The organism is Microcoleus sp. AT3-D2, from assembly GCF_036705715.1.
Taxonomy (GTDB): Bacteria; Cyanobacteriota; Cyanobacteriia; order Cyanobacteriales; family Microcoleaceae; genus Microcoleus.
This window is the reverse complement of the sequence record NZ_JAUBVE010000198.1, coordinates 1-1423: the sequence shown is the minus strand read 5'-3', so window position 1 is coordinate 1423 and position 1423 is coordinate 1. Positions and strand designations below refer to the sequence as shown.

The following is a 1423-nucleotide window of genomic DNA, read 5'->3' as shown; positions in this document are numbered from 1 at the left end:
TCATTCTCTCCTGGCGCGGTGGCTCTAGTTCTTCTTTTGCCACCGTTCTCATCTTTGGTTAGTCTAAACTACAGTAAGCAAATTTCTGCGGGAATCTTTCCAAAGTAGAGTCATGCGGGAGGGCGGATCTAAGCAGAGTCCGGGAAACTGGCAGCTACGCAGGCTGCGCGTACCAAGGATGCAACACACCAATTTACAAACCCTAAGCTGAAGAACCCATTGGTACGGGGAAACTGGCTTTTTTCACCATACTTTTTTTTGGTGAACAAGAGCTAGGTTCCAAATTTTAGCTATATCTCAAAACCCACAAACACCAAAAAACCGCTGCCTTTTTCGATTGGAACCCGATAACAGCGGTTTTAGGTAATTCACTCATCTCTTAGAAAGACGAGACAAATCATTATGTCCCCCAATATTAACTCGAATGACGGGCAAACTTCAAGCACCCGTAGAAATCTTGTTCGTGTAAGCAAAGACAATCCTTGCCTGCACTGTGGCAAGTCTGACTGGTGCTACTCCATCGGCGATTTATCAGTCTGTAACCGTGACCAACCGCCCGCTACGGGTTGGGAAGTTACCAGTAAGTCCGATGCAGACGGTCACATCTTCTACGCTCCAATTCAAAAGAAAGCCATCCGTCCCGCAGGTACTCACTACTTCCACTACCCCAACCGAAATGGCTCCCCACTTGCCAGGGTGCGACGGATTGATTTTGGCAACGGACGCAAGAAGGATATCAAGCAGGAGCACTGGGACAAAAACAAAAACGACTGGGTGATGGGTTTGGGCAAGGTTGAACGTGCCAGTATCCCGGTTTACTGCCGTGCCGATGTCCAAAAGGCGATCGCAAACGGCGACTGGATTTTCATTGTTGACGGCGAGTCGTGTGCGGATGCTCTTTGGGATTTAGGTTTGGCCGCTACCACCAGCATCGGCGGCATGGGTAAATGGCGAATCACTGACACAAGCGATTTACAAGGTGCAAAGGTTGTTATTTGCCCCGACCGCGACATACCAGGAGTTGAGGACGCGGCTAAAATTTCTGAACACTTTCCAGGTGCTCAGTGGCTTTACTGTTACCCCGACTCCTGGGCTTGGGATAATTTGCCAAAAAGTCAGGGATTAGATGTCAAAGATTGGATTGAGGACAAAAAACTCAGCGCTCAAAACATACTAAATTCTCTAACTCCTCACCCGCGCACGCGAGAAGAAGTAGTATGCCAGAAGTATGACAGTAGTAAGAATGACTACATCCCAGACACTGCACCAGTTGCACTGCAAAACTTTGTACAGAAGGCAGAGGCTGCACTTTACTCAGACGGTCACTGGAAATCGTAATTGCTCAACTAGTACAGCTCGGCGTAAATACACAGACTATTAAACAGCCAAGACTTTACCCTTATATGTCCACTTAAAAGGTTTG

General features: G+C 47.7%; 1 protein-coding gene. It reads left to right on the top strand.

What is annotated here, in order from left to right; all coding sequences use genetic code 11:
• Positions 1 to 402: 402 nt before the first annotated feature.
• A complete protein-coding gene (locus QUB44_RS30845; protein ID WP_333373720.1) occupies positions 403 to 1338 on the top strand; it encodes a hypothetical protein in 936 nt (311 codons plus the stop codon).
• Positions 1339 to 1423: the final 85 nt, after the last annotated feature.

Coding starts and splice junctions, on each gene's coding strand:
- QUB44_RS30845 (WP_333373720.1), top strand. CDS start 403: ATGTCCCCCAATATTAACTCGAATGACGGGCAAACTTCAAGCACCCGT.